General features: G+C 57.2%; 20 protein-coding genes and 3 pseudogenes. 13 read left to right on the forward strand and 10 right to left on the reverse strand.

From position 1 onward, the window contains the following. Nucleotides 1–33: 33 nt before the first annotated feature. Nucleotides 34–345 (reverse strand): hypothetical protein, encoded by a 312-nt coding sequence (locus CUJ84_RS33395; RefSeq protein WP_028734790.1) that lies wholly within the window; start codon nt 343–345, stop codon nt 34–36. Between the two features lie 208 nt (nt 346–553). Here CUJ84_RS33395 and CUJ84_RS38490 point away from each other — a divergent pair. From CUJ84_RS38490 to CUJ84_RS33430, 9 genes and pseudogenes are all read left to right on the forward strand, one after another. Then, nucleotides 554–757: pseudogene (locus tag CUJ84_RS38490) on the forward strand (IS5/IS1182 family transposase); the annotation flags it as partial. Nucleotides 758–1,709: 952 nt separating this feature from the next. Continuing rightward, nucleotides 1,710–2,639, forward strand: a complete 930-nt coding sequence (locus CUJ84_RS33400; RefSeq protein ID WP_105009811.1) for a sugar ABC transporter substrate-binding protein — start codon at nt 1,710–1,712, stop codon at nt 2,637–2,639. A gap of 562 nt (nt 2,640–3,201) precedes the next feature. Continuing rightward, the gene (locus CUJ84_RS33405) at nt 3,202–3,420 is read left to right on the forward strand and encodes a helix-turn-helix domain-containing protein (protein WP_105010017.1); all 219 of its coding nucleotides are present in this window, start codon (nt 3,202–3,204) and stop codon (nt 3,418–3,420) included. A gap of 405 nt (nt 3,421–3,825) precedes the next feature. Further along, the gene (locus CUJ84_RS33410; RefSeq protein WP_105009812.1) at nt 3,826–4,776 is read left to right on the forward strand and encodes a PLP-dependent cysteine synthase family protein; all 951 of its coding nucleotides are present in this window, start codon (nt 3,826–3,828) and stop codon (nt 4,774–4,776) included. Nucleotides 4,777–5,303: 527 nt separating this feature from the next. After that, nucleotides 5,304–6,122, forward strand: a complete 819-nt coding sequence (locus CUJ84_RS33415; protein WP_105009813.1) for an IS5 family transposase — start codon at nt 5,304–5,306, stop codon at nt 6,120–6,122. 358 nt (nt 6,123–6,480) lie between these two features. Beyond that, nucleotides 6,481–6,648 carry a hypothetical protein gene (locus tag CUJ84_RS38135; protein WP_158687002.1) on the forward strand — a complete coding sequence of 56 codons (168 nt, stop codon included), beginning with the start codon at nt 6,481–6,483 and terminating at the stop codon, nt 6,646–6,648. Further along, on the forward strand, nt 6,645–7,712 hold the full coding sequence (locus tag CUJ84_RS33420; protein ID WP_105009814.1) for a redoxin domain-containing protein: 1,068 nt from the start codon (nt 6,645–6,647) through the stop codon (nt 7,710–7,712). The genes CUJ84_RS38135 and CUJ84_RS33420 overlap by 4 nt, the downstream gene beginning before the upstream one ends. Nucleotides 7,713–7,788: 76 nt before the next feature. Continuing rightward, nucleotides 7,789–8,023, forward strand: a pseudogene (locus CUJ84_RS33425) (DDE-type integrase/transposase/recombinase); the annotation flags it as partial. 358 nt (nt 8,024–8,381) lie between these two features. Then, on the forward strand, nt 8,382–9,329 hold the full coding sequence (locus CUJ84_RS33430; protein WP_245457656.1) for an omptin family outer membrane protease: 948 nt from the start codon (nt 8,382–8,384) through the stop codon (nt 9,327–9,329). Nucleotides 9,330–9,413: 84 nt separating this feature from the next. On the opposite strand, the gene CUJ84_RS33435 is transcribed toward CUJ84_RS33430, so the two are convergent. Continuing rightward, nucleotides 9,414–10,232, reverse strand: coding sequence for an IS5 family transposase (locus tag CUJ84_RS33435; protein WP_105009813.1), 819 nt, complete (start codon nt 10,230–10,232; stop codon nt 9,414–9,416). 444 nt (nt 10,233–10,676) lie between these two features. On the opposite strand from CUJ84_RS33435, the gene CUJ84_RS33445 reads away from it, so the two are divergent. Beyond that, nucleotides 10,677–11,111, forward strand: a complete 435-nt coding sequence (locus tag CUJ84_RS33445; protein ID WP_105009816.1) for an ACT domain-containing protein — start codon at nt 10,677–10,679, stop codon at nt 11,109–11,111. Between the two features lie 366 nt (nt 11,112–11,477). On the opposite strand, the gene CUJ84_RS33450 is transcribed toward CUJ84_RS33445, so the two are convergent. Beyond that, a complete protein-coding gene (locus tag CUJ84_RS33450) occupies nt 11,478–12,587 on the reverse strand; it encodes a redoxin family protein (protein WP_105009817.1) in 1,110 nt (369 codons plus the stop codon). Nucleotides 12,588–13,422: 835 nt separating this feature from the next. Here CUJ84_RS33450 and CUJ84_RS33455 point away from each other — a divergent pair. Together CUJ84_RS33455 and CUJ84_RS33460 are read left to right on the forward strand one after the other, a co-directional pair. After that, the gene (locus CUJ84_RS33455; protein ID WP_199788885.1) at nt 13,423–13,764 is read left to right on the forward strand and encodes a hypothetical protein; all 342 of its coding nucleotides are present in this window, start codon (nt 13,423–13,425) and stop codon (nt 13,762–13,764) included. Between the two features lie 14 nt (nt 13,765–13,778). Next, a pseudogene (locus CUJ84_RS33460) lies at nt 13,779–13,995 on the forward strand (transposase); the annotation flags it as partial. A 170-nt stretch (nt 13,996–14,165) separates the two neighbouring features. Here the strand turns inward: CUJ84_RS33460 and CUJ84_RS33465 are convergent. Together CUJ84_RS33465 and CUJ84_RS33470 are read right to left on the reverse strand one after the other, a co-directional pair. Further along, nucleotides 14,166–14,726, reverse strand: coding sequence for a hypothetical protein (locus CUJ84_RS33465; protein WP_105009818.1), 561 nt, complete (start codon nt 14,724–14,726; stop codon nt 14,166–14,168). A 130-nt stretch (nt 14,727–14,856) separates the two neighbouring features. Next, nucleotides 14,857–15,519 (reverse strand): transcriptional regulator, encoded by a 663-nt coding sequence (locus CUJ84_RS33470; protein ID WP_105009819.1) that lies wholly within the window; start codon nt 15,517–15,519, stop codon nt 14,857–14,859. Between the two features lie 687 nt (nt 15,520–16,206). Here CUJ84_RS33470 and CUJ84_RS33475 point away from each other — a divergent pair. After that, the gene (locus tag CUJ84_RS33475) at nt 16,207–16,455 is read left to right on the forward strand and encodes a hypothetical protein (RefSeq protein WP_105009820.1); all 249 of its coding nucleotides are present in this window, start codon (nt 16,207–16,209) and stop codon (nt 16,453–16,455) included. Nucleotides 16,456–16,531: 76 nt separating this feature from the next. Here CUJ84_RS33475 and rpoN read toward each other — a convergent pair whose 3' ends face one another. The 5 genes from rpoN to ccoG form a co-directional block, all read right to left on the reverse strand. After that, nucleotides 16,532–18,088, reverse strand: coding sequence for an RNA polymerase factor sigma-54 (gene rpoN / locus CUJ84_RS33480; protein ID WP_105009821.1), 1,557 nt, complete (start codon nt 18,086–18,088; stop codon nt 16,532–16,534). A gap of 304 nt (nt 18,089–18,392) precedes the next feature. Then, the gene (ccoS, locus tag CUJ84_RS33485) at nt 18,393–18,551 is read right to left on the reverse strand and encodes a cbb3-type cytochrome oxidase assembly protein CcoS (RefSeq protein ID WP_105009822.1); all 159 of its coding nucleotides are present in this window, start codon (nt 18,549–18,551) and stop codon (nt 18,393–18,395) included. Then, nucleotides 18,548–20,833, reverse strand: a complete 2,286-nt coding sequence (locus CUJ84_RS33490) for a cation-translocating P-type ATPase (protein ID WP_105009823.1) — start codon at nt 20,831–20,833, stop codon at nt 18,548–18,550. Before CUJ84_RS33490 ends, ccoS begins: the two co-directional genes overlap by 4 nt. Continuing rightward, nucleotides 20,830–21,315: a FixH family protein gene (locus tag CUJ84_RS33495; RefSeq protein ID WP_105009824.1), complete on the reverse strand. Its 486-nt coding sequence runs from the start codon at nt 21,313–21,315 to the stop codon at nt 20,830–20,832. The genes CUJ84_RS33490 and CUJ84_RS33495 overlap by 4 nt, the downstream gene beginning before the upstream one ends. Then, the gene (gene ccoG / locus CUJ84_RS33500) at nt 21,312–22,880 is read right to left on the reverse strand and encodes a cytochrome c oxidase accessory protein CcoG (protein WP_105009825.1); all 1,569 of its coding nucleotides are present in this window, start codon (nt 22,878–22,880) and stop codon (nt 21,312–21,314) included. The genes CUJ84_RS33495 and ccoG overlap by 4 nt, the downstream gene beginning before the upstream one ends. Nucleotides 22,881–22,890 lie beyond the last annotated feature (10 nt).

A 22,890-nucleotide genomic window follows, 5' to 3' on the forward strand; every position in this document is an offset into this window, starting at 1 on the left:
CGAATCCTCCTAATCATATATCGTAACTCGCGCTTAACGATTTAGCGCCTTTGTCGTCCCCTCCCTCGTTGCGGAATGTTCAAATAGCTGGAGCGGATAAAATAGCTCGCAACCGAAAGCAAAATCGAGGAGCAATTGTTGGAAAAAGGTCTTCTTCGTCGACGCAGAGCCCTCCTTCCGGTCGAGTGACAATTGTAGACTAGGCAGCGACACGCCGTCGATGGTTGCCAACCGCAGATGCGAGTAGCCAAGACGCTCGTCTGATTTCTTTTGGTGATCCATGTCGTCGTGCTCCTTGTGCAAGCCTCCCCACGATGACGTCGCCGGCAAGATTTCAGCATTCATGGGAAGGAATTTTCCTGTTGCACTATCGTAACTCATCATAACAGGACACTTGATGAAAACGACAAGCAACGCAACAGATGTGTCGGATATATTTTAAAGTATATTGTTTCCAATTTGGCATATCTTACTTTCTCTTGTGAAAAACCGGTGAGTTATAGAATATATTATTGTATATATATCTATTTATATCGCACTTCATGTCTTTGGTGGCCGCATGAAATGGCAGGCTCTCTAACGGCTACGGCAAACGCTCGCTGGTCGAAACGGCAATCGGGCGATAAAAGTCATCATCGGGCGGCGTCTGCGGGCCAGGTCGCGGCCTGGTGAGCAGACCGAAGTCGCCATCGGCTGAGCCGTTCTCAATCGCATGCTTGACTGCGCACGCCCGAAATCCGTCCGCCGCAAGGCACCACGGCATGATCAGCCGTTTCAAAGATCCCCCATCAGTTCAATTCCAGATCCGTGCACCAACGCCCGGCACGGCTTGAATCCGGTCGTCGCCGATCGCATTCGTAGAGTTTGCTGTCTCAATGCATCACTTCTTCTCGGAGCTTAACGCGGCGGCAGAGAGGAACGCGCGGAAGTCGACCGTCGATTCAAGGAGTCGGACGCTGACGCTGACAGGGTCCCCATGGCAGGGGTACGGCCGTCAGCATTCGGTTGAGAATTCGGGCCTATCTATGGCCAGCGATTGGACATGGTCATGAAATAAAATTGCATCGACAAGTGCAGATGACATGTCGTCGCCAACGACCTCTCCGGAGAGGTCTGCGCCGGAGCCAGGAGGTCTGCGAGGGCGAGTGTAGAGTTGCCGCCTCGACCGGCCCAGTTCAGCGACTGCCCGGTCCATTGCGGCGGCGCCGCTCTTTTTAATCCCTCCTGCCATCGGGTTCGATAACCCTGAAAAAATCCGGGTACTGATGGGGTTCTCTCATTCACGACGACGATTCTTTCAAAAATGAGAGAGTTCACAAACAACGATGAATGGACCTCAAAGTGAAATAGATAGAAGCTTGTCAAACTTCGTCACGTTGCCTCGCGATCACGCGAAAGCTGACGGAGAGATTGGACAATATGGCATGTGTCGGCTTTGCATCATTGTGGTGTCTTCGGTGAAAGACACTCGACATTGGCGCTGTTGAAGCCTGCGGACTTAAATCATCAAATTAGGCACCAAAAATTTGGGGTTCGCGCGAGTCAGCGTAGCGGCGAAGGAGGAGCTAGTCGTCAGCATCGAGATTGTCTTGATATCTTATGGTGATGTTCGGCCTTTTCCGGCAGCCCTGATAATTGTTTTCGGCCAGTGTGCTGGAAACCCGGCGTGAGGAGGGTGCAGCCGGGCACCGCTTTGTGGAGGAAGTAAAATGAAAAAGTTTATCCTGGGCACTGCGATGGCGCTCGTCATGTCGACGGCCGCTCACGCGGAAACTGTCGGCGTCTCGATGGCGAAATTCGACGACAATTTCCTGACGGTTCTGCGCAACGGCATGACCGATTATGCAAAGACACTCAGCGGTGTGACGCTGCAGGTCGAAGACGCACAGAACGACGTTTCCAAGCAGCAGAGCCAGATCCAGAATTTCATCGCATCCAAGGTCGATGCGATCATCGTCAACCCAGTCGATACCGATGCGACCACGGCGATGTCGAAGCTCGCGGCCGATGCCGGCATACCGCTGGTTTACGTCAACCGTCAGCCGGTCAACGTCGACACGCTGCCGGACAAGCAGGCCTTCGTCGCTTCCAACGAGCTGGAATCCGGCACGCTGGAAACCAAGGAAATCTGCCGTATTCTCGGCGGCAAAGGCAAGGCCGTCGTCATCATGGGCGAGCTCTCCAACCAGGCTGCGCGCATGCGGACCCAGGACGTCCATGACGTCATCAAGACCGATGAGTGCAAAGGCATCGAGATCGTCGAAAAGCAGACGGCCAACTGGGACCGTACCCAGGGCGCCGACCTGATGACCAACTGGCTCTCCAGCGGCATCGAATTCGACGCCGTGATCTCCAACAACGACGAAATGGCGATCGGCGCCATCCAGGCGCTGAAGGCAGCCGGCAAGGATATGACCAAGGTTGTCGTCGGCGGCGTCGACGCCACGCAGGACGCGCTTGCCGCCATGCAGGCGGGTGATCTCGACGTCACGGTGTTCCAGGATGCCGCCGGCCAGGGCAAGGGCTCGCTCGATGCAGCGCTCAAGCTCGCCAAGGGCGAAAAGATCGAAAAGAAGGTCTACATTCCCTTCCAGCTCGTGACGCCTGCCAACGTAAGGGACTTCGTCACCAAGAACTGAGACGAATGCCAGACAGGATGCGGGCTTTGCCCGCATCCTCTTTTCGGGCGCTCGAAGTTCCTCAAATCCTTAAAGATGAACGACCCTTGAGCTCAGGGTGCGCTTGATCCCGATGCGCCGTTCTCAGGCGATCTCTTCAAGACGACGGCCGATCAACAGCGCCCGGCAGGTTTCTCACAGGCTCTGGCCGAACCTGCGGGCCATGAGCTTATCACGCCGAGGCAACTCTCGAATTGTTTGTCCATCGTTCTCCGCTCGGGAATGATCAGTGCATCACTCCCTACGAGCTTCCCGACCGGGGCGAACGCTCCTGCCAGATCGGAAGCTACTTGTCGGCCGTCGTGAGTGTGCGCCGCAGTTGGGAGCTTGGGTTACCTCTCGTCGGCTGCTACGCAAGGGTTGTCCGCCCTTCATCGCGTCAGACCTGTACTCCGCTGAACAAACTGATAGAAAGTGCGCCCGCGGAATTCGAAGAAACTGTCCGTTGCCGGACGCGGTCGGCAGCGGTGGAACTAGAAAACGGATGCACGTTTTCCGGCCGCCAAAAGGAGCCTTAATCGACATGAACATGGTCTCGAAGATTGCGAAATCCCCAGTTGCCCCGTCCGTTGGTGCTCTGCTTGCAGAAGCTCGCCTGGCTCGCGGCTATTCGCTGGACGACGTCGCAGAAACCACTGGTCTGACTGTGGCAGAGGTGACAGGTCTGGAGAACGACGTGGATTTCGACGCGTCGAGGATTCGAAGGACCGCATCCGCTCTAGGGATTTTAGAAAAGATATGAGATGTGCCGCGCAGACATCGTTGAACAGCTTTTTCCACGGCTCTACCTCCTCAAGGAAGGTGGGTGCGGCAACTCACAGCTCGCGCTTCAATGGGGATGCTGCTCAACTCGGGCACAATTTTCAAGGGTAGGGCAGGGAACCTCGGCTGTGATGTTCGACAACCAGCTGACTCTTCAAGGGGAATGGCGCGGCTGGCGCAGTTCTTCCGCTCGCAAATTCGGCATCATCGCGTGCAGCTCGATTCCAAGGTTCAGCAGTCTCTTGGGAAACTTCGTGGGAATCCGCTGTATGATCTCCTTGGGTGTTTTGCATCGGTTTGACACCCATCGAAAACTCAACGCGCGGTTCACGCGGGTGGCTTGCCCAATAGACGCTAGACGATCAACCGCAAGGACAAATAAAACATGCAACTGAGCCCCCCGCCCACCGTCGAGTCCGCGCTCAACGCTATTGGCAATACACCGGTCGTACGCCTGCGTCGCGTCGTACCGGACGGGAGCGCTCAAGTCTTTGTGAAGCTCGAGTATTTCAACCCGACAGGCTCATACAAAGACCGCATGGCAAAATCCATCATAGAAGAGGCTGAGCGCCGCGGAGATTTGAAGCCAGGAATGACTGTAGTCGAGGCGAGTGGGGGAAGCACGGGGTCCTCGCTCGCCTTCGTTTGCGCGGTGAAAGGCTATCATCTCATTGTGGCTTCTTCAAACGCCTTTGCCATGGAGAAGTTGCGTACCATGCGCAGCTTTGGCGCAACCGTTGATCTGATCCACAGCCCATCCGGCGAGATTTCGGCCGATCTAATTCCGTCTATGATCCGTCACGCCCGGGAGGTCTCCAACCGGTCGGACTGCTATTATTCGGACCAGTTTAACAACCGCGACGCCTTGATTGGCTACGAGGAGATCGGCCATGAGTTGGTCACACAATTTCCAGACGGTATCGACGCCTTCTGTGGCGCAGTTGGTGTGGCCGGGATGACAATGGGCGTGGCAAGGATTCTGAAGTCGCGCTCAGCGTCGGTTCGCATCGTGGTTCTGGAGCCGGCCTCTTCACCTGTCATATCGGAGGGGTGGGGGGGAACCCACCATGTCGAGGGCATAGGGGTAGGCTTCGTTCCGCCTTTGCTCAATCACGATCTGTACGACGAAGCGCGCAGCATTCCGGAAGAAGAAGCACGCGCTATGTGTCACCGATTGGCACGGGAGGAAGGATTGCTGGTCGGTACGTCCTCGGGCCTCAACGTCACTGCGGCGATTCGTTTGGCCAAGGAGTTGGGTCCGGGTAGGACGGTTGTCACGGTCGCGAGCGACACCGGTCTAAAGTACATGAACGGGAAGCTTTTTGCCGATGCCTGACAACGGTCGAGCGACGGCCGGACGACGCTGGACCTTCGGTTGAATTGGAGCCTGCGTAACCAACGGTTGGCCCTGGCCCCTAGGCAAACGCGCCCCTCGTTGTATCGGTACGCAGTTTTTTGGAGCATCCTGTCAACGGGGCAGGGAAGGTTCATGATCGTGCCCACGAGCAAATCTCACATTCCGTCCAGACTCTGCCACGACGATCGCCAATCTAAACGGCGTCGAAGCCCAAGTCTGGCGCGCCCAGCTTCTTGCCTGCGTTGCCGATGGTTCCATCAGAAAGCTGATCTGCTTCTTCGGTCGAACTGGTAATCGACTCATTGAACTCTTGGGCGGCATAGTCTGCGGCCCTGACGACGGCTTACGGCCTAACATTGTCGCTTTACTCCGACCCCCGACGCAGGAGCCACCCTGTGCGTTACCGCGACACTTAGTGTCTGTTCAAGAATGGCGGCCGGGCGCGGGGTTGAGTGAAGGGCGGCAATCAGATTCTTTGTATTTTGCGACAAATACGGAGACATCGAATGGCCTGGACACCCTTCACCCGGCGTCATCATGACAGAAGCCGCATGCGCTACGCAAGCGATCTGACTGACCGTGAGTGGAGCTTGATCGACCCCTTCATGCCAAGGCAGCCCCGACTTGGCCGCAGACGCAAGACGTCCCTTCGGGCGGTGATGGACGCGATTTTTTATCTGCTGCAGTCGGGCTGCCAATGGGCATTGCTACCGCATGATTTTCCACCGAAGAGTACGGTCTATCATTATTTCAAGCGGTTCTGCCGGGACGGGACGTGGCGTCGTATTCATGACGCGCTCTATTGCCGAACGCGGCAGCTTGAGGGGCGCGAAGAGCAGCCATCATTTGCCATCATCGATAGCCAGTCGGTGAAGACAGGCCCGGACGCCCGTTCTGATATCGGCTATGACGCGGGCAAAAAGATCAAGGGTCGCAAGCGGCACATTCTGGTCGATACCCTGGGCATGCTTCTGAAAGCAGAGGTCCACTCGGCGGGCATTCAGGATCGCGACGGAGCGGCACTTGTCTTCGACAAGCTGGCCAACCGCTTTCCATTCATCGAAAAAATCTGCGGCGATGGCGGCTATCAGGGCCCAACGGTCGAAGAGACAAGCCCGCGACCGATGGAGATTATCAAACGCAATCAAGCCGGTTTCCAGGTGCTGCCGAAGCGATGGATCGTCGAACGAACGCTGGCTTGGCTCGGCATAAACCGCCGAATGGCAAAGGATTTCGAGCGCTTCTCAGCCACAAGCCTCGCCTTCATCCAAACCGCAATGATCACGCTCATGACCAGAAGGCTCGCTCGATATCCCCTTTCTTGAATAGACTCTAAGAGAAAATTCAATGAGGCACGGCCTTCCGATGGAGCCGGTAAGTTTGCTGGCGCGGCAGTTTATTGACTGTTGACGAGCCAATAACGATTCTATACCGTCATGACGGAATAAGAAAGCAATTGAGCTACAAAACCGTCTGGAGGCAATTGTGGCACATTTTGAGAATCTACGCATGGTCAAGGGGTCCGACCTCCTTGTCTCGGCGATTGAGAACGAGGGGTCGAGTACATCGGCGTCTCCGGCGAGGAAAACCCTCGGCGTCGTCGCTCCTGCTCCATCTGCATCAAGTCGGCGTCTCCTGTCGCGACGGGGACATCGGCACTCTCACAAAAGAAGGACTGTCGCAATGGCCGCACCCGCAGAAGCCATTTCAGAAGACGAGCTCACCAGCTTTATTGTCCAACAGATGGAACATGAGCTGCGTTTCGAAATAGGGCAACTCAACCAGATACTTAACACGCTCATTCCTGGCGCACGAAACGGCGGACAAAACACTGTGGAGAATAAGACATGACCTCTACCTTAAATAGCGGCTCTCCAGCCCCGTCGATCAACGTGCAGCACTGGCTGCGCGGCGATCCGCTTTCCAACTTCCAGCTCGGGAAGATATACATCCTCGATTTCTTTTCGACTACCTGCGAACCTTGCGGGCCGGCGCTGGCCCGCCTGGCGCAGCTGCAGGAGAAATACAGCGATATCGAAGTTGAGCTCATCGGAGTTGCAGCAGGTGAAAAAGCTGCAACGGCTGACAAGGCCCGAGCTCGGGTGCGCCATTGGTTAACCAAATGGCTCCCGCATTCGAACATTCGGATCGCGTTCGACTACTCAGGCGAAATGGCTAAGCATTGGCTGTTAGCCAGCCTGACTTTCCATGTTCCACAGGCGTTCGTTGTCGACCGAGACGGCAGCATCGCCTTTATCGGCCACCCGGACTCGCTCGAGGACGTTTTGGTAAAAGTGATTGACGGCAGCTGGTGCGCCAGCGCGGAAGCAAAAAATGCCGAAAAGGAACGGATTGCTGAAGGCGAGATCGATGCTGCGAAGTACGCGTTGTATGGTCGAATCTGGGCGGCGACAAAGATTGAGGATTGGAAGACGGCGCTCTCGGCCATTGAAGAGGGCGTCAACCTTTTCCCGGACGACATCTCCTGGCGCCAGTCGCATGTCGGGACATTGATGAGAGAAATGCGCGACATGGAGGCGGGCTGGATCGCATTGGGCCAATTTGCTCGCACTGCAATTGAACGAAACTCGGAAGAGTGGCTTCTCACGGCGATGCAACAACTCTTCTATCCCTATGATTACTCGGGCCTATTGGCGGAACGCCTTTCGATGGGCAAGGAGCTCTCCGAACGAATCCTGAGACTGTATCCGCAGCAGGGTTCTCGCTTACGCTTTCATTCTTACACGATGATTGCCTTTTACTACCATGAGAGCGGCGACAACGACCGGGCAGTGGATTTGATCGAGCAGGCTTTGACGTTCGTAGACGAAGAGTCTTTGCCGGACGTCAAAAAGCAGAAACTGAAGGCGCAATTGCTGTCTGCCCTGGCGGAATACAAGGGTGAGCAGGTTTGATACAGGGGAATTTGCCTGCCTCCGCGGAAGCAGCCTTGAAAATAGCAACCTGTTGGCGCTGCTGAGGCAGCGTCGACATGTCACCAATCATCTTCAGTAGGGCATCGAAATGCGACCATTTCCGGGTGGAAAAGAACATGCCCAAAATCGGTGGCTTCCAATCCTTCGAAACCGCGCGGCGAACCATCGCGGGTTTCGAGGCGATGCTGTGGTTGAGGAAAGGCTTCGGTTTTACCGGTGGCTAGACTGTCAACCACCAGAACGATCTACTTGCGCGCCTCTTTGAACTCAAAAAGGTTAACAAAGCGTGAAATCCATTTCGTTCGGGGGATAATTGCGACCTGGAAAATCTTTGCGACAAGCCCACGGTCAGGTTCTGAACTCGCCCGGCGGTTTCCAGACCAAATGGCAGATCGTTAGGCTTATCCGCGCCGGGCTCCGGCCCAGTCCGCAAATTGATCACTCTCCGGCAAAGGACAACGAATGTTCTGCGATTACTTGCATTCCCTGAAGGGGTCGACGCAGCCAGCCTCGCAACGGCACGGCGACACCGGTCCATCAACACCAGTGGCTTGCGCAGCGGACAACTCTGACGCAACAAAAAGGCGATCTGAGGCGAAAAAGGTCAGGCCCAAGACGGAGGCGCCAGACGGAACACGCAGTCAGTTGATGAAGCGCGTCATTACCGGATTCGTAGTCACTTCCTGTTTACTGGTGGCCACCCCATCATTGGCCGCCGCAGACAAGACTCTGTTTTCCTCCGACGACGGCAATTTCGTCGTTTTCGGCGGACTCGGCCTCGCCAATATCAAGGCCCAGGAATTTGCCTATTACGGCGACCACAAAAACAGCCAGCTGAACTGGGAAAGCAAGGGGATGACCCTTTTCACCGTTGGTGCGGACGCGCAATTTGACAACGGCTGGAGCGTAAAGAGCAGCGTCGAAATCGGCACCGGCGGCAACGGTCACATGGTTGACTACGACTGGGCCAGTCCCGGGCATGAGGACTGGAGCGACCGCTCAATACATCCCCTTACCGAACTCGACCACTATGTCGCCGGAGCGATCCAGTTGGACCGAAGCATCTACGACAACGAGACCAGCAGTATCGCGGTCGGCGCCGGTGTCCAATATACCGACTTCAAGTGGACCGCCTATGGCGGGTCCGGCATCTATTCGTCCGCGGGTGGCTTCCGAGACGACCCCTGGAAGGCTCCAGACTGGGAAAGAGGCATCAGCTATCAGCAACAGATTCCGATTGGCTTCCTTAGCCTGAGCGGCGAATACAACTTTGGCGATCTTACCATCAGCGGCGACCTTCAGACCGGCTTGAGCTTCGGCATCAACGCCATCGACGACCATTGGGGGAGGCATCTCCGTTTTCATGAGGACATAAACCCAGCGCCGACAATCGGCGCAACTGTTGCCCTTGACTACGCGATGACGCCAGCTGCTTCGCTCTATCTGTCCGGTTCGTTCGAGCAGGTGTTTAACAGCCGCGGGGACATGCAAGAAGAGGACACCGAGGAGGGCACACGCTCCGCCTGGGAAAAGGATGTGGCCGGGGCAAACTTTCAGTCGATGTCGATCTCCATCGGGCTAAAGGTCACGTTTTGACGTGGTAGCGAGCCACTTTGCATCAGAAGACCTTCGCCGCGCGCCAGTCTGACTGTTCCGGGACAGTGGGGTCCTAGAGTCTATTCAAGAAAGGGGATATCGAGCGAGCCTTCTGGTCATGAGCGTGATCATTGCGGTTTGGATGAAGGCGAGGCTTGTGGCTGAGAAGCGCTCGAAATCCTTTGCCATTCGGCGGTTTATGCCGAGCCAAGCCAGCGTTCGTTCGACGATCCATCGCTTCGGCAGCACCTGGAAACCGGCTTGATTGCGTTTGATAATCTCCATCGGTCGCGGGCTTGTCTCTTCGACCGTTGGGCCCTGATAGCCGCCATCGCCGCAGATTTTTTCGATGAATGGAAAGCGGTTGGCCAGCTTGTCGAAGACAAGTGCCGCTCCGTCGCGATCCTGAATGCCCGCCGAGTGGACCTCTGCTTTCAGAAGCATGCCCAGGGTATCGACCAGAATGTGCCGCTTGCGACCCTTGATCTTTTTGCCCGCGTCATAGCCGATATCAGAACGGGCGTCCGGGCCTGTCTTCACCGACTGGCTATCGATGATGGCAAATGATGGCTGCTCTTCGCGCCCCTCAAGCTGCCGCGTTCGGCAATAGAGCGCGTCATGAATACGACGCCACGTCCCGTCCCGGCAGAACCGCTTGAAATAATGATAGACCGTACTCTTCGGTGGAAAATCATGCGGTAGCAATGCCCATTGGCAGCCCGACTGCAGCAGATAAAAAATCGCGTCCATCACCGCCCGAAGGGACGTCTTGCGTCTGCGGCCAAGTCGGGGCTGCCTTGGCATGAAGGGGTCGATCAAGCTCCACTCACGGTCAGTCAGATCGCTTGCGTAGCGCATGCGGCTTCTGTCATGATGACGCCGGGTGAAGGGTGTCCAGGCCATTCGATGTCTCCGTATTTGTCGCAAAATACAAAGAATCTGATTGCCGCCCTTCACTCAACCCCGCGCCCGGCCGCCATTCTTGAACAGACACTAAGGGATGCCGGCGCTGTCGCGAGGTAACGGACCGTTGGATTTATAGGGGCGCATCGCGAAAGATGTCCGGATGACGCCAATTGCGGGAAGAGCGAGTAACGCGAGCAGAACCGTTGCTTCATACGTAGCCGTGCCCCTAAGAAGGAGTCAGCGTTGTCGTGCGAGTGTCGTGGGCGTGACGGGATATCCTCTCTCCAATTGGGGTAGGCCGGCACTGCTTTGGCCGCCCGCTCATCGATCCAATATCGTCAATCTGCCTTATGGCAGTTAAGGAAATCTCATTTGTTCGCGCCCCGTCTTAGACAATGAACACCTAAGACATCATGATGATAGGCAAAGGAGACCGCTAAAATGACTATTGTGTCGCGAGACAAGTTCGAAATGCTGTCGAACATGACGCCCTCGCTCGAAGACGGCGAGTATGTGTTCTGCTCGATACCCAATGAAGGGAGCAAAGTCCACAATCTGAGTCCGATTGGGACATTTCACGAAAGAGAAGGTTTGACAGTCATCCTTGAGAAAGGAGAGGCGCACGAAGCGGGGTTCGAAACTTCACTTGCGATGCGCCAGATCACCCTCAATGTGAATTCTGCGCTCGATAGCGTCGGCCTTACGGCGGGCGTCGCCGCCTCTCTCGCAGAAGCTGGCATACCGTGCAACATGGTGGCAGCATATCACCACGACCACATCTTTGTTCCGGCGGGCCTAGCTGATCGAGCATTGCATCTGTTGGAAACGCTGCAACGCGAGTCCGCGCGGGCGAAGCGCAATGTTGACGAACGGTAATCCCCCGCACATAGCCGGCGAAGCCTTGCTAACTTCGCGGGCAAGCGGCAGCACGAGCAGACCTGGCGTTGGTTCGCGATTCGGGTAGACCTTGATATCAGCGCCCAGTTTGACATGGCGCAAAGCTCCGATGATCGCCGTCAATGCATCCAGATTCCCCGTATCCCAGCGAAAGCTTCATTCCGGTTGGCAGCAGCGCACCGATTTCGGAAGAAACTGACAGATGGACCGTCTTCCCTCCTGATGCCGGTTGTGGGATGTGCGCGAAACGCGAGCGATCCGGTCGGATCAAACATGATTTTTGCCCCAATGGTTCGTTAGAATTCCTGTCGACGCTGCCTGAGCAGCGCCAACAGATTCCCATGTTCAACATTGCTTCCGCGGAGCTACACAAATCCCCCCATAACAAACCTGCTCACCCTTATACTCCGCCAGGGTATGCAGCAATTGCGCCATCTGTTCATGCTTCTCGACCTCCGGGAGAGACTCTCCATCTAGGAACCTCAAAGCCTGCTCGAGCAAATCCACAGCCCGGCCGTTGTCGCCGCTTTCATGGTAGTAAAGGGCAATCGTCTGGTAAGAATAAGAGCGTAAAGGAGCATCGTGTTGCTGATACAGTTTCAGGATTCGTTCGGAGAGCTCCTTGCCCATCGAAAAGCGTTCCGCCGATGGAAGGCCCGAGTAATCGTACCAACCGAAGAGTTGTTGCATCGCCGCAGAAAGCCAATCTTCAGAGTTTCGTTCAATTGCAGTGCGAGCAAATTGGCCTAGTGCTATCCAGCCCGCCTCCATGTCGCGCATACTTCCGATCAACGTACTGACATGCCGCTGGTGGAACATGATGTTGTCCGGGAAAAGGTTGATGCCCTCTTCAATGGCCGAGAGCGCCGACTTCCAATCCTCAATCTCTGCCGCCGCCCGGATTCGACGATGCAACGCGCGCTCCGGAGCTTTGATCTCGGCTTCAGCAATGCGCTCCTCTTCGGCATTTTTTGCTTGCGCGCTGGCGAGCCAGCTGCCGTCCATCACTTTTGGCAAGACAACCTCGAGCATGTCCGGATCACCGATAAAGGCGATGCTGCCGGCTCGGTCGACAACGAACGCCTGTGGAACTTGGAAAGTTAGGCTAGCTTTCTTCCAATCCTTATCCATTTCGCCTGAGTAGTCGAACGCGATCCGTATGTTCGCATTCGGGAGCCATTTGGTCACCCATGCGTCCACCTGAGCTAGGGCCTCGTCAGCCGTTGCAGCCCACTCATTTGCTGCAATTCCGATGACCTCAATTCCGATGTCGCTGTATTCCTCCTGCAACTGAGCCAATTGGGACAGCGACGGCCCGCAACTACTGCAGGTAGTCGAAATAAACTCAAGGATGTATGTCTTGCCGAACTGGAAGTTGGAAAGCGGATCGCCGCGCAGCCAGTGCTGCACGTTGATCGACGGGGCTGGAGAGCCGCTATTTAAGCTAGAGGTCATTTTCATTCTCCACCAGTAGTTATCCGACGCTTCGTGCGCCAGGGATGAGCGCGTGAAGTATCAGGTCGAGTTGCTTCGAGTTCGAAACGCGGCGCATGTTCCGTCTGTTGGACCCACGCTTGTGATCTCGTCTTCTAGAACGGCTTCTGCGGGTGCGGGCGGCCATTGCAATGGTGTCCTTCTTTTGGGAGGGTGGCGATGTCTCCGTCGTGACAGGATGACACCGAGCCTCGATGAAGATGGAGGTCTTTAAAGAGTTCCCACTAGTCATGAACACCGATTATGCTTCTCCGCGTTAGACGCCGCGCGGTCGTGCAAGGGACGCCTGTAAGTCAGGCGCCGGAGGTTCAGCCTCTTTGCAATTGCGGATCCGACCGGGACCGGGTCACCATTAATTGTCCGCTTTCCGGAACGACGATCAGGCGCCTGAATGTCCGGCACCCGTTTGATAAAAGGCACAGTGTGCATAGTCACTTGATCTCCCAAAATCGGAACAGGTCAGTAGCGACCCGGCTTACTCTGAGCACGACTCGTGCCAGTCAGGTTGCGCCGATAAGCCTTTGAGATTGCACATGTGCCGTTGTCGATATTCGGAGGGTTTTGTAGGGCTTCCGACATGCGTTGTCGGAAGCCGCCCCGATCACTACCGCGTTGGAGAGGCGCTCCGACAGGCTGCAAATCGGACAAGGCTGCGCTACGAGCGGGGAGATTTGTACAATCCCCATACCGTGGGTACCCATCCCCCCTGGTCGCGCCCTTCTCCGGGCGCGCTTATCGCATCCTAGCCGCCGACCGGGTTCCGCAAGATCAGGAGATCCTCACCCTGGATAATGAGGTGGTTGCGAAAAAGCTCATGGCGGTTAGAGCCAATGTTCGCGCTAGCAGCGATCTTGCCATTGACATCAAAGCTCTGATCTCGTCCGGAACCACCATCGGCCCGGTCCCCCTCCTCACTGAAACGGATAAGGCCGAGTTGGCGCATTTTCTCAATCTGCTGCGTGAGAACCGATTTTTCCGGTACGAGCTAATGCCGCGGCCGAATTGGACCTCGCTCAGCGACTTCCAAGCAGTCGACGCGAGGCGGCTCACTGTCATGGACCCAGCCTATGACGACATTCGCATGCTGTCGCACCAGGAGTTCACACGCAATAGACCGGTGCATTTTTTTGGCTGGTAAAGGAACGGAAGGCGATTAAGGCATCGCAATTTCCGCACGCGCAGAAGGCGTTCATTCTGAAACAATGTGATGAAGGTGTCGGTTGCTGCCGTCTGACGCAAGCGGGCATAAGTCAGGCGACCTACTTCAAATGGAAGAAGAAGTATGCCGGCTCTCCGCGCCGATCAGGCCGGTCTGGAACGTCGTCTTCGTGAGACCTGCGAGAAGCGTGTGCGGTACGGCTATCGTCGGTCAATTCGAAAGGTCCAGATCATGCTATTGATAGCTTAGTTCGAGTGCAGGCGCGGTTTGCTCCTTGCGTGGCGCTTGACCGGGCGCCAAGTGGGCTTCGGCCGAGCCGAGCATAAAATGCGTTGTCACGCTGCTCAAGCCCGCGGCCGGTGGATCGGACTTGGACACGTTCAGTGCCCGAACCGCTCCAGCATACGCTTCAATTGTGCATTTTGCATTCGAAGCTTGCCCGCCAACTGGTGCCGGAGGAGCCTGATCTCTTCATCGAGATTGATTGCATCGTCAGAAGCAGTGGAAACGCTCGGAGGCCGTGGGAGAACGACTGCAATAGTTTTCGCCTTCTTGCCCCGCGTGCTGCGCTTTCGCGTTTGACCTTCACCAAGTCGAAAGGCATTTGGTGCAGCATGTGCAGCTATGTCGGCTTCATTGGACAAAGCTGGATCAGCGGCTTCCTCCGGCCTCGCGCCTTCGATATCTGCGGGAACATCAATAGCGCTTGCCGCCTCGTCGGCATGATCCGGGTCGACTGACACCGCCGCGGAATGATCGTGAAAAACTGCCGTTTCGTCCGTAGGACGGTCTGTGGCGCCCAACTTGTTTTTGGCTGCAGTTTCAGTCGGCTCGGCGATTGCCAATACGTCCGGCTTCACGTCATCGGTCGAGCTGTGTTCTTGCTTCTGCTGGCGTCGCCGTGACACCAGTCTAGCAAGAAGTTTCCAGGGAGACGCCATTTTATTCGACCTCGAATTCTACTGCGTATGCAAACTGCGGCCAAAAACGTTGGCGGCAGAACGATCCGCCGCCAAAATCTTCACTTCAATAAGCATGAGAATGCGGCCAGCGCTTGGCCGACGCTGTCGATCAACCGAGGTTGAGTCGCTTTCGCAGATCGGCATTTTCGGCACGCAGCTTCTCGGCCAGCAGCTTGCGCAGTCTCTGGTTTTCCTCTTCCAGCTGCAGAAGATCCGCAAACTCGTCGACTGCAGCCACCGACGGTGCCGTCGCTGCCTGCACCGCCCTCGGAGCACGCTTGATAGGCGCACGTCTGGCGCTTGTCGCGCTTTCGTCAGACTTTGCTTTGCGTCCTCTCTTCTGCTTTCCGGCGGTGGCATTCGAAGCCGCTGCTGGTTGCACAGAAACCGGGGCTGGGGCCGTTTCAGGCACCGCTTTCCCGGCGCGAGGTTTGCGCACTTTCTTCGATACATCGGACGCCGTGGCGGCCGGCGTTTCAGCATTGGTCATCGTATCGTTTTCGTCGGCCATTGTGGTCTCCTGTAAAGCCGATGCATTTGTCTCCTGCTCGATCGGCAGTGTCAATAACGACCCGGCCTGTTCTTCTGCAGATACAAGCATCTCGCTGCTTTTTGCCTGAGGAGTTAATGACATAAATGGCATTGCCTCGTCCTGCAGATCTTGAGCAACGGACTTGAGATCGGTGTCTCCCCAGATTGAGTTCGGTTTGAAATTGAGCTTTCGGCGACCGGATTTATATTCTATGGCAAAGCTGCGTTGGACTTTTTTCATCGTAAAGAAGCCTCGGGTGTCTGATTCGAAGGTTCGGCGACGTCTTCAGCATCGCAAGCCTTTCAGATAGCGACTGCAGTCCATCCAGTCTATATTTTTTGAATCCTGGCTCACTGGGTCCAATCGAAAACAAGCAACTGCTGGGATATAGTTCCGTTGGCGCCGCTCGATGATTGCGAGCCGATCTTCGCTGGTGAGAGGATAGCCCTTCGACGTGGCAATGCGGCCTGATCCGATGTTCCGGCTATACAAAATTGCGTAAGTTCGTTTTGCGCGTAACCGTCGCATAGATGACCAATAGCTGACGCGCCGAACCCGATCACGGTTGTGCAAGTGTCGACCGAATAGCCGAATGAGTTACGTCGCAACTGGCGGGCTTTCTGCGCCAGCGCAAGCTCATCATCCGGCAAAAGCGAAAATGATCGAGCCCAATTGGGTCATAGTCCTCCGCAATCAGGGTTCGCCCACGGCCGCGGCCTAACTGGCTCGGGTAGGCATATCCGGCAATGCCTTCAACTCGATCAAACGTTGGTTCTATCGTAACATGTGCGCAGCCGAACACGGAACCCGACTGGGCGCATGGCGGCAGCAGCTCCCGCGGGCTTGAGGCAGGGCTGCACCGTCTAAATTTGAAGGACCGTAGTCCAAGTCAAAATTGATGCGGCTTTACCATGGCGGCGCAACTGATTGACCGCAGTTGCCGTCTGCTCGTCGCTTTTGGATCCGATTGATTGCTTTTTGAACAACGAGATCGAGGCGCTGAACTCCGATGCTCGCACGGTTCACCCCGGCCGCTTCGACGGCCTCTTGATCCGGGCGGTGATGCTTGGCGTTCCGCTGCCAAAACCCCAGGGCAGCGGTTTTGTGGTCTGTTCCGCAGTCAGATGGATTCGTCACGGCTCAGTGCAACCTTTGAGGATCGAGGCGCGGGCGTGATCCACCAAGAACTAGCTTTCAGAAAGAACGCGCCGCCGCTTGGAGCAGGACAATTCGATCCGGGGTGAAGACAGCCTCAGAAGCCCGCGACCTTGGCGAGTGCTCGCTTCTCGCGGCGGCGCTGGACCGAAGAGGCGATGTTCATCGCCTCCCGGTATTTCGCAACCGTGCGGCGGGCGAGATCGACGCCGCCCTTCTTCAGCATGTCGACGATATCGTCATCGGAAAGCACCGCCTCCGGGCTCTCCTGCAGGATCAGCGCACGGATCTTGTGACGCACGGCCTCGGCCGAATGGCTGTCGCCGCCCGCGACGGCGCTGATCGAGACGGTGAAGAAATATTTGAGTTCGAAGAGGCCGCGCGGCGTCAGCATATATTTGTTCGACGTGACGCGGCTGACGGTGGATTCATGCATCTCGATCGCCTCGGCGACCGTTTTCAGGTTCAGCGGGCGCAGGTGATCGACGCCGTGCAACAGGAAGGCGTCCTGCTGGCGGACGATTTCGCCTGCCACCTTCATGATGGTTTTTGCCCGCTCGTCGAGGCTGCGCATAAGCCAACTGACCGTCTCCTGGCAACCGGAAAGGAAGGCGCGAGCTTCGTCGTTCTTTTTCACCAGGGAAGAATAGGACTTGTTGACCAGCGGGCGCGGCATCGCATCCGGATTGAGCTCGACCAGCCAGCCGCCATCCGAGGCGGCTCTGACGACCACATCGGGCATGATCGCTTCGGAAACAGGTGCCTCGAAATCGCTGCCGGGCTTCGCATTGAGCTGGCGGATCTCGCCGAGCATGTCGAGAAGATCTTCCTCGTCGACGCCGCAGAGCCGCTTCAGCGTGGCAAAATCGCGCCGGGCCAGCGGTTCGAGGTTTTCGACCAGCTTCTGCATGGCCGGATCGTAGCGGTCCTTCTGCCTGAGCTGGATGGCAAAGCATTCGGCGAGGCTGCGGGCGAAAACACCCGGCGGATCGAGGCTCTGCAGGGTGGCGAGCACGCGCTCGGCCTGTGCGAGGCTCGTGCCCAGCCTCTCGCTTGCCTCGACAATATCGGCCTGCAGACGACCTCGCTCGTCGAGCTGGTCGACGAAATTCTGCGCGATCAGCCGGTCGGCCATGTCAGGCAGGGCGAAGGGGATCTGCTGGGCGAGATGATCGCGCAGCGACACCTGGCCGGCGCCGAAATCGTCGATATCGTAGTCGGCGCCCTCGCCGCTGCCCGGCATCGACTTCCACTGGCTGACGAGCTCCGGCGCGTCGAGTAGCTGCGGGGCCGCGTCGTCAGGAAAGACATTGGTGTAGTTGGCGTCGAGCTCGTCATTCAGTCGGCTGGTGCTGGCGCTGCCGCCATTGTCATACCAGTCGGTGGAGAGCGCCTCGTCACGATTGTCATAACCATCGTCGGAGCCGGCATCCTCCGGCTGATGAGCATACTCTCCATCTTCGGTTTCGCAGCATTCGCCACCCGCCTCGTCGTCGTCCTGAAATTCGAGCAGCGGATTCTGCTCCACTTCCATGGCGATGAACTGTTTGAGTTCGACATGAGTCATCTGCAGCAACTCGATGGATTTCATCAGTTGCGGTGACATCCCCAAAGACTGGGTCTGGTGCAGGAAAAGATTGGCAGAGCATTTCATGATAAAACCCTTGACTCGCAGGAGCTGCCGATCATGGCTTCAGGGCTCGGAAATCGATCCCTTCGCGTGAAAATTGACACGTGCTTGACATCATGAACCATTGGACAGTTTGGGCGCCTTGGCCGGTAATCTGCTTTCGAGATTTCGTGCCAAACCACTCGATTGGCTTCCGAAAAGATGCTCAAATTCGGTTGTTGGGTGAACACAGTTTGGATAGGGGCATGTGTTGCGGACCCGACGAAACGACGACAGTTCGATCTTCGCAATTCCCCATCTGCCTTTCCTGTTTGGACCGAGTGTGCGGTCAGAGTTTTCGTTGATCCGTTTCGTCCTCGGCGAGGATTCGCCAGGCGGCGCCTTGAAGGTCGTCATACTGGCCGCTCTTCAGCGACCAAAGGAATGCCAGGAGTCCTATTCCTCCCATCAGCAGCGCGATCGGTATGAGATAGATCAACATGTTCATGCGGCTTTGACCTCCGCACTCCTGCCGATCCCTCCTCGAGTGTACATATCCGGACGCTTGCTGAGGGCGTTCAGCCGCAGTGCGTTGGTCACGACGATGATCGAAGATGTCGACATTGACACCGCCGCTATCAGCGGCGTTGCCAATCCGGCGATGGCGATGGGCACCGCCAGAGCGTTGTAACCAATGGCGAGAGCGAAGTTCTGCCGGATGAGGCTGGCGGATCGTCGCGCAACGGCGATCGCTTCCGGAACAGCGTCAAGCCGATCGTTGAAGAAAACGAGGTCGGCGGCCTGTCTGCCGATATCGGAGGCCGTGGCCGGCGCCATCGAGACATGCGCCGCAGCAAGTGCCGGGGCGTCGTTGATACCGTCGCCAACCATGAGCACGCGCCGACCTTGGCCATTCAGCCTCTGGCATTCCTCGACCTTCTGTTTTGGCGTCAGAGAGCCCAAAGCCCTGTCGATACCCAGGGCACGCGCCGTATTGTCGACGACGGTCTGCCTGTCGCCCGACACGATCAGCGTTTCAAGGCCGGCTGCACCGAGCCGGTCGATGGCCTCGCAAGCACCCGGACGGAGCGTGTCATCGAAGAAGAAGCGGGCAAGATCGACGCCATTCTTCGACAAGACCACTTCCGAGTACGGACTATCGGCGGTCCGGGACACGAAACTGGTTCCGCAGGCAAACGCCGTGTTGCCCAAGCGATAGATATCCGCTCCGTTCCTGGCCTTCAGTCCGCCACCGGGGATTTCCGTGACGCTGTCGAAGGATATGGGGGCTGTTTCGGCGTCCCGCACCAGAGCCCGAGAAAGAGGATGCCGTGAATGCTCGGCCAATCCGCAGGCGATTGCGGTGGCGCTCTCGTCCATGGCGTCCACTCCGACAAGGCGCGGACTGCCCATCGTCAAGGTGCCCGTCTTGTCAAAGGCCACGGTGTCGGTCTCGGCCAGTCTTTCGAGTGCTGAGCCGTCCTTCACCATGATGCCCTTCCGGAAAAGCTCCCCCGCGGCGACGACCTGGACCACGGGCACGGCAAGACCCAATGCGCATGGGCAGGTGATGATCAGGACCGCTACGGCGACCAGCATGGCCTGTTTCCAGTCTCCGCCCAGGAAGCCCCAGGCAAGGAAGGAGACCAGCGCCAGCAGATGCACGACCGGCGAATAGAGTGTCGCAGCGCGATCGGCGATCCTGCGATAGCGAGCTCTTCCGCCCTCGGCGGCTTCCATGAGGCCGATGATCTCCGAGAGAAGTGAAATCTTGGCAATTCTCGTCGCCCGCAACACGAGCGAGCCGGTCAGATTCATCGCCCCGGAACTCACTTCGCTGTTGCTGGCGACGGCGACGGGGCTGCTCTCGCCAGTGACGATGGAGAGGTCCAGGTCGCTTTCTCCGCTGACGACTATGCCATCGACGGGAACCCGTTCGCCTGCGGCTATCGAGATTTCATCCCCCGCCGCGATCTCTTCTACCGCAATGTAGCGTCGCGACCCGTCCGGATTGATCAGCAATGCTCCGCGCGGGGCGAGCCGTGCCAGTCCGTTGATCGCTGCCCGAGCCTTTTCCCGCATGATATGATCGAGGGTTCTGCCGATCAGCAGGAAGAAGAGCAGCGAGACCGAAGCGTCGAACCACACATGCTCGCCGTGATGGACGGTCTCCCACAAGGAAACAGCATAGGAGAGCGACACGGCGAGTGAGATCGGAACGTCCATGTTGGTGCGCCCGTGCCGCAGCGCATTCCAGGCCGATTTGAAGAAGAAGCGCCCCGCATAAACCAGCGCGGGCGCTGCTATCATCGCCGAGATCCAATGAAACATGTCGCGCGTCGCCGCATCTGCGCCCGACCAGACCGACACCGAGAGCAACATGATGTTGGCGGCCGCAAAACCGGAAACGCCGATCGCGAGGAGAAGCTGATTTCTGGTCTTGTCGTTCTCGGGAGCTGAGGGCGTGAAGAGATGCGCGCGATATCCGGCCGAATTGATCGCTGCGAGGATCTTGGACGGATCGGTTGCACGCGCCTCGATCTCCTCCTGGTAGACGCAGGTCACCCTTCGAGCTGTGAGATTAACTCGCGCTGTCTTGACGAAGGGAAGCGACAACAACGCCCTTTCGATAGTCGATATGCAGCCGCCGCAGTGAGCATCGGGAACACTTAGGTCCAGCTGACGCAATCCCTCGCCGAGCGGCTGGCTGACGAGGCGAACCTCTTCGGCACTGGATGATGTCGTGCTGAGGGCAAGCACGCTTTCCGCGTCCATGGTACAGCAGGTCATTGGCCTAACTCCGCGGTATCGATGCGTTTTGCCTCATGCATGACGACCACGCCGCCGTTTCGCGAGATGGCCTCGACGATCCAGTCACCTTCGGCTAGGCCATGCTCCGCTTCGAACCGCCCCGCGGCTGTCTTCCTGAGCGTAAGGTGGAAGTCCTCGTGGTCTCCGACGGGCCGTTTGAAATTCAGAACGACGTCGTCGACGATCGCAGGCGATCCGCTCTTGTCGCGAATGTCGTAGCGGATCTCGTGCCCCTTTACGGAGAGGTTGCCCTCGATGCCGGAAGCGGCCATTGCCTTCATCGCCGCCGCTTTGCGGTTGAACTCCTGACTGGCGACATAGGTGTTTTCCACGACCAGACCGCTCCAGCTGGAGGAGGCATAGAAGGCCATGGTGACGTTCACCGCGATCACCACGCCAAAGAATGCCGAGGTCGCAAGCAGCATGTGCAAGCCTGTAAAACCTTGAGCGGAGGTCTTCATTTGATGTCTCCCGGTGCATTGAACGCCGCGCGGTAGGTTGCCCGATCGGCATGATCGGTATCTTCGATAACGAACAGAAATTCATTGATCGCGGCTCCGGTAGGCTTGCGCGTAACGAAGACCCTGAGCGTCGTGGCCGCGTCGGGTTCGGCATGGACTGTAAAGCTGCGAGCGTCTTCCTTGCCGAACTCGGGAATGCGCATCGTCGCCCCCTCCAGCCCGACCAGACTTATGTTCACATCCCGGGGCGTCGGCACCATGTTGAGGACACGAAGCGTGTAGCCATTCCGCAGCGAGCCGTCGCTTTCCAGAACATATTGGGGGTTTCGGTCGTGAACGACGTTGAGTTCAAGGCGCTCCCGAAAGGTGAGATGGACGAGCATGGCCACGCCGACCGACGCCCAGGCGACTGCGTAAAACACGGTTCTCGGACGAAAGATGATCCGCCAGTTGAAGTGCCGGATCGCCGGAACGAAGGTCCCATCCTGATTTCGAACCCTGGATGGCTGGACGGCCGTTCGTCCTTCGTCCGTGGCAAGCGACATGTTGCTCGAGTATTCGCTGAGCGTGGCGTAGGCGATCAGGCCGCGAGGCTTCCCGCGCTTCTCCATGCGACCGTCGCAGGCATCGATGCAGAGCGCGCATGTGATGCACCCCATCTGCTGCCCGTTGCGAATGTCGATTCCCATCGGACACACTGCCACGCAGGCATTGCACTCGACGCAATCCCCGACCGGCATGCCTCTGGCTCGAGCCCTCTTGGGGTACCGCGACCGCTGCTCGCCCCGCCAGGCATTGTAGGTGACGACGAGAGAATTTTCATCGAGCATCGCACCCTGGATGCGTGGCCATGGGCACATATAGGTGCACACCTGCTCTCGCATGAGACCGCCGAGCACATAGGTCGTCGCGGTAAGGATGGCGACAGTCGTGTAGGCGACTGCAGGAGCGCGGCCGGTGAACAGCGAAACAAACAGGCTCGGCGCGTCGGCAAAATAAAAGATCCACGCTCCGCCCGTGACGACGCCGATCAGCAACCAGATCGAGTGTTTGACGACACGCTTCCTCAGCTTGGCAAAGCTCATGGGACTAGCGTCAAGCTTCATGCGCGCGTTTCGGTCGCCTTCAATCCCACGTTCGACGGCGAGAAAGAGATCAACCCAGACGGTTTGCGGACAAGCATAGCCGCACCATGCGCGGCCAACCGCTGAAGTGACGAGAAACAGGCCGAAGCCCGCCATGACGAGGAGACCCGCTACATAATAAAATTCCTGAGGCCAGATTTCGATGAAGAAAAAGAAGAAACGCCGTGAAGAAAGGTCGATGAGGATTGCCTGGTCAGGCGCGTAAGGACCCCGGTCCCAGCGAATCCATGGCGCGAGAAAGTAGATGCAAAGCGTAATCAGCAGGACGATCCACTTGAACCGACGGAAACGTCCCTCTGCATGCTTGGGGAAAACCTTCTTCCGAGGAGCGTAGAGAGGCTGCCGGTTGCGACGGGCGTTGAGTGGCTTGCCACTGAGCCTTTTGATGTTATCGGAATCTGGTGCAATGTAGAGTTTCATGGGATCCGTC

The sequence above is a fragment of the Rhizobium leguminosarum genome, assembly GCF_002953715.1.
GTDB classification, from domain to species: domain Bacteria; phylum Pseudomonadota; class Alphaproteobacteria; order Rhizobiales; family Rhizobiaceae; genus Rhizobium; species Rhizobium leguminosarum_V.

Bases quoted from the DNA above. Each gene is read 5' to 3' on its own strand.
- CUJ84_RS33495 (WP_105009824.1), bottom strand. From the start codon at position 21,315: ATGAAGACCTCCGCTCAAGGTTTTACAGGCTTGCACATGCTGCTTGCG.
- CUJ84_RS33405 (WP_105010017.1), top strand. From the start codon at position 3,202: ATGAACATGGTCTCGAAGATTGCGAAATCCCCAGTTGCCCCGTCCGTT.
- CUJ84_RS33450 (WP_105009817.1), bottom strand. From the start codon at position 12,587: ATGACCTCTAGCTTAAATAGCGGCTCTCCAGCCCCGTCGATCAACGTG.
- CUJ84_RS33430 (WP_245457656.1), top strand. From the start codon at position 8,382: ATGAAGCGCGTCATTACCGGATTCGTAGTCACTTCCTGTTTACTGGTG.
- CUJ84_RS33395 (WP_028734790.1), bottom strand. From the start codon at position 345: ATGAATGCTGAAATCTTGCCGGCGACGTCATCGTGGGGAGGCTTGCAC.
- CUJ84_RS33400 (WP_105009811.1), top strand. From the start codon at position 1,710: ATGAAAAAGTTTATCCTGGGCACTGCGATGGCGCTCGTCATGTCGACG.
- rpoN (WP_105009821.1), bottom strand. From the start codon at position 18,088: ATGAAATGCTCTGCCAATCTTTTCCTGCACCAGACCCAGTCTTTGGGG.
- ccoS (WP_105009822.1), bottom strand. From the start codon at position 18,551: ATGAACATGTTGATCTATCTCATACCGATCGCGCTGCTGATGGGAGGA.
- CUJ84_RS33470 (WP_105009819.1), bottom strand. From the start codon at position 15,519: ATGAAAAAAGTCCAACGCAGCTTTGCCATAGAATATAAATCCGGTCGC.
- CUJ84_RS33435 (WP_105009813.1), bottom strand. From the start codon at position 10,232: ATGGCCTGGACACCCTTCACCCGGCGTCATCATGACAGAAGCCGCATG.
- CUJ84_RS33415 (WP_105009813.1), top strand. From the start codon at position 5,304: ATGGCCTGGACACCCTTCACCCGGCGTCATCATGACAGAAGCCGCATG.
- ccoG (WP_105009825.1), bottom strand. From the start codon at position 22,880: ATGAAACTCTACATTGCACCAGATTCCGATAACATCAAAAGGCTCAGT.
- CUJ84_RS38135 (WP_158687002.1), top strand. From the start codon at position 6,481: ATGGCCGCACCCGCAGAAGCCATTTCAGAAGACGAGCTCACCAGCTTT.
- CUJ84_RS33465 (WP_105009818.1), bottom strand. From the start codon at position 14,726: ATGGCGTCTCCCTGGAAACTTCTTGCTAGACTGGTGTCACGGCGACGC.
- CUJ84_RS33445 (WP_105009816.1), top strand. From the start codon at position 10,677: ATGACTATTGTGTCGCGAGACAAGTTCGAAATGCTGTCGAACATGACG.
- CUJ84_RS33410 (WP_105009812.1), top strand. From the start codon at position 3,826: ATGCAACTGAGCCCCCCGCCCACCGTCGAGTCCGCGCTCAACGCTATT.
- CUJ84_RS33490 (WP_105009823.1), bottom strand. From the start codon at position 20,833: ATGACCTGCTGTACCATGGACGCGGAAAGCGTGCTTGCCCTCAGCACG.
- CUJ84_RS33420 (WP_105009814.1), top strand. From the start codon at position 6,645: ATGACCTCTACCTTAAATAGCGGCTCTCCAGCCCCGTCGATCAACGTG.